Origin of the sequence: Streptomyces sp. PA03-6a (assembly GCF_033792765.1) — a bacterium.
In the GTDB taxonomy this organism is placed as follows: domain Bacteria; phylum Actinomycetota; class Actinomycetes; order Streptomycetales; family Streptomycetaceae; genus Actinacidiphila.
On sequence record NZ_JARAVK010000443.1, the window covers coordinates 1 to 4,270 of the forward strand.

General features: G+C 75.9%; 2 protein-coding genes. One reads left to right on the forward strand and one right to left on the reverse strand.

What is annotated here, in order from left to right; all coding sequences use genetic code 11:
* The first annotated feature begins 594 nt into the window (after positions 1-594).
* Positions 595-3,186, forward strand: coding sequence for an AAA family ATPase (locus PV350_RS45050; RefSeq protein WP_500339121.1), 2,592 nt, complete (start codon positions 595-597; stop codon positions 3,184-3,186).
* Here PV350_RS45050 and PV350_RS45055 read toward each other — a convergent pair.
* Positions 3,177-4,040, reverse strand: a complete 864-nt coding sequence (locus tag PV350_RS45055) for a 3-hydroxybutyryl-CoA dehydrogenase (protein WP_500330591.1) — start codon at positions 4,038-4,040, stop codon at positions 3,177-3,179. The genes PV350_RS45050 and PV350_RS45055 overlap by 10 nt on opposite strands.
* Positions 4,041-4,270: the final 230 nt, after the last annotated feature.

Consider the following 4,270-nt stretch of genomic DNA (forward strand, 5'->3'; position numbering starts at 1 on the left):
CCCTCCCCCAGCCTTCGGCCGGGGGGACCCCCATCCAGCGCGGTCAGTGACCGCCTCGCGCGGTCGTTGTGGGGTCGGTGCCGCGCCGGCGTACGCCCCCAGCCTTCGGCCCGGGGGGACCCCCACCTCGGCGCTCGCGGCGTTGTTCCACATCATCCGGCACCGCGCCCACCGCTCGTCTCCCCCAGCCTTCGGCCGGGGGGACCCCATGGGCGCACCCCGCCACACCCCCTCCAGTCGTGTAGGCGACTAACGGCCGGACGGGGTCAGAGGGCGGTCCGGGGTCGCCGCAAGTGCCCTACTCACCCCCACCGGCCGTCAGTCGCCCCAACACACGGGAGGGGGTGTGGCGGAGTGCGCCCGGAAGCGACGAGCGGCGGACCCGGCGCCGAACACTGCAGGGATAAACCGCGAGCGCTGTGGGGGTCCCCCCGGCCGAAGGCTGGGGGAGGGCGGGCGGCGGGAGAACCGCCCGCCGCAGGCGCAACGGAGCCGCACACGACAACCGGCCGCAAGGGGCGACATGGGGCAACCCGGAGGGCGACGTGACTGCGGCCATTGACAAGGCAGTTGGGCAAACGTTGTCATGAGCATATGCCGTCCCTGATCGGGCGTCGGGAGATCCTCGACCATGCCCGGACACAGCTGACCGCCGGTCCGGGTGTACTGCTCCACGGAGCGGCCGGGATCGGCAAGTCCGCCCTGCTCGCGGCGCTGACCGACGAGGTCCCGCCGGGAGGCTCCGTGCTGCGGGCGGTGCCCGTCGAGGAGGACGCCAAGCTGCCCTTCGTGGCGCTGATGGACCTCTTCGCCCGTGTGCCGGAGGAGTACGTCGACGGGCTGACCGCGGGGCCCCGGGCCGCGCTGCGGGCGGCGCTGCTGCGGGGGCACGAGCCGGTCGCGACGCAGAGCCGGCTGGCGGTGCGCGACGCGGCCGTCGAGCTGCTGCGGGCGCTCGCGGCGGCCGGTCCGGTGCTGATCGTCGTCGACGACCTGCAGTGGCTCGACGTGCCCAGCGCGGAGGTCCTGTCGCTCGCGCTGCGGCGGCTCCCGCCGGGCGAGGGCGTGCGCTTCCTGGCAGCCGAGCGGGTCGTGGAGGGCGAGGAGCCGCCCGGGTTGCGGTGCTGCCCGCCGGGCACCACGGCGCTGCTCGTGCCTCCGCTGTCCGACGGCGACGTGGCGGAGCTGCTGCTGGACGACACCGGGGCGGAGCTGCCCGAGCGCGCCGTGCGGGCCGTCCAGGACACGGCCGCGGGCAATCCGCTGTACGCCCTCGAACTCGGCCGCGCGCTGCTGCGCGACGGCACGCCCTTCGAGGCCGGGGACGTGCTGGCCGTGCCGCCGCGGCTGCGCGACCTGCTGCTGGACCGGGTGCGGCTGCTGCCCGCCTCCGCCCGGCAGACGTTGCTGGTCGCCAGCGCCGCGGCCCGCCCCACGCTGGCGCTGCTCGGTGCCGCGGGGATCCCGGACCCGGAGGGCGACCTGGGCACCGCGGAGAGCCTGGGGGTCGCCGCGGCCGACGCCGAAGGAACGATTCGCTTCCAGCACCCGCTGATCCGGGCCGCCGTGTACACCGACGCCCCCGAGCACGGCCGGCGCACCGCGCACAAGCTGCTGTCCCGCGTGGTCCCCGAGCCCGTGGAACAGGCGCGGCACCTGGCTCTGGCCCACCCGCACGCCGACGAGGCCACCGCGGCCACGCTCACCGCCGCCGCCGGGTCCGCGCGCCGCCGCGGCGCCCCCGCCACCGCCGCGGAACTGGCCGCCCTGGCGGTCCGCCGTACCCCCGAGGACCGCCCGGCCGAGCGCGCCGACCGGCTGCTGGCCGCGGCCGAGTACGCCAGCGACGCCGGGCTGCGGGGGGACGCCGACCGGGCCGCGGAGACCGTGCTCGCCGAGGCCGCCTCCACCCGGCAGCGGGTACTGGCCCGGCTGATCATGCTCGGCAACGCCGGTCAGGCGCTCGGCGCCGCGGGCCGCCTCATCTCGGACGGCCTGGTGGAGGCCGAGGGGCATCCCGAGCTGGAGGCCCGGCTGCACCACTGGGCCGCCCTGCGGCACCTCATCGGCGGGCGGCCCGCGCAGGCCTCCGCCCACGCCCGCCGGGCCGCCGACATCGCGGTCCAGGCGGGCGCCGTCGACACCCGCGTGGCCGCCCTGGCGCTGCTCGCCCGGCTGCACGCGCTGCACGGCGAGGCGGCCGCCGCCGAGGCGGCGCTGGGCGAGGCGTTGGGTCTCCCGGTGGCGCCCGACGGGCCCGGCGCCCGCGAACTGGTGCGCACCCGCGCGATCCTGGCCGCCGACGCCGACCGCATCACCGAGGCGGAGGGCGAGGTGGCCGGTCTCCTGGGCAGGACCGGCGAGTACGCCTCGGTCGAGGAGACCGCGGCCACGCTGGTGGCGCTGATCCGCATCCAAGTGCGGTCCGGACGCTGCCGCGAGGCACTGGACAACGTCGCCCGCTGCGCCGTGCTCCCCGTCAGGGCCGGCAGCGACTCACCGCCGGTGCTGTACGCCGCCGCGCTCGCCGAGACCGCCGGGGGGCGCCTGGAGCGCGCGTTGGAGCTCGCCGACCGCACCATCCGGGCCTGCATGACCGACGGGGACCAGCTCTTCCTGCTGCGGGCCCTGGGCGTCCGCGGCCGGGCGCAACTGCTGGCCGGTGGGCGGGAGAACACCGCGGCGGCCGTCGAGACCCTGCGGCAGGTGCGCAGGCTGGGGGAGACGATGGGCATCGCCGACCCGGTGATGCTGCGCTGGTACGGGGATCTGGCCGAGGCGACCGTCATCCTCGGCGACACGGACTCCGCCGCCGAGATCCTGCGCGCCGCGCGCCGCCGCGCCGGGGCCCGGCCCTCCGCCAGCGTGCAGTCCGCCCTGGACCGCGCCGAGGGGCTGCGCGACTGTGTGCTGGGCCGTTCCAAGCGGGGCGTCACCCGCATCCAGGCCGCCGCCGACCGGCTGCGCGGCCGTTCGCTCCCCATCGACCTCGCCCGCACGCTGATCGTGCTGGGCGCCGCCGAGCGCCGTCCGCGGCGGGCGTCGGCGGCCCGGGGCGCCCTGGTCGAAGCCCTGGAGATCAGCTCCGCGGTCGGCGCCGCCCCGGTCGAGTCCCGGGCCAGGGCGGAACTGGCCCGGCTCGACGCGCGGCGGGAGACGACGGCGCGGACGCCGAACTACACGTAGTCGTAGAAGCCGTGGCCGCTCTTGCGGCCCAGCCGGCCCGCGTCGACCATGCGCTGGAGCAACGGGGGAGCGGCGTACAGCGGCTCCTTGAACTCCTCGTACATCGAGTCGGCGACCGAGGCCACGGTGTCCAGCCCGATCAGGTCGGAGAGCTTGAGCGGGCCCATCGGGTGGGCACAGCCCATCTCCATGCCGTTGTCGATGTCCTCACGGCTGGCGATGCCGGTCTCGAACATCCGGATCGACGACAGCAGGTACGGGATGAGCAGCGCGTTGACCACGAAGCCCGCGCGGTCCTGGGCCCGGATCGGGTGCTTGCCCAGCACGTCGGTGACGAGCTTCTCGGCGCGCACCAGCGTCTGGCCGTCGGTGGTGAGGGCGGGGATCAGCTCGACGAGCTTCTGCACCGGCGCCGGGTTGAAGAAGTGGATGCCGAGGACCTGCTCCGGGCGGGAGGTCGCCACGGCGAGCTTCACCAGCGGGATGGAGGAGGTGTTCGAGGCCAGGATCGCGTCGCGGCGGGTCACCACCTGGTCGAGCACCTGGAAGATCTCGGTCTTGACCTGCTCGTTCTCGACGACGGCCTCGATGACGAGGTCGCGGTCGGCGAAGTCGCCCAGGTCGGTGGTGAAGGAGAGGCGCTCGAGCGCGGCGTCGCGCTCCTCCTCGGTGATCTTGCCGCGTTCCGCAGCCTTCTGCAGCGAGCTCGTCAGCCGCGTCCGGCCCAGCTCCAGGGCCTCGCCGGTGGTCTCCGCCACCCGGACCTCCAGTCCGGCCCGGGCGCACACCTCGGCGATACCCGCGCCCATCTGGCCACAGCCCACCACACCGACATAACGGATGTCGTCGTTCAACGCCCAGCCTCTCCCTGATCGCGAGATGGAGACCCGGACCGTCGTGAGGTCCGGACCAGCCCGCTCGACATTACACCCGGCCGGCGTACCGGTCCGGGTCCCGGTGCGGCCCGCCCCGACGGGCCCGGCCGCCCCGTTGACCGGCCCCGACACCACCGGTGCCGCCCGCGAGCCGGAGGCGGCACCGGTGGTGTCGGGGCCGGTCAACGGGGCGGCCGGGCCCGTCGGGG

Excerpts from the sequence above, each read along its gene's own strand:
- PV350_RS45050 (WP_500339121.1), top strand. The coding sequence starts at position 595 with ATGCCGTCCCTGATCGGGCGTCGGGAGATCCTCGACCATGCCCGGACA.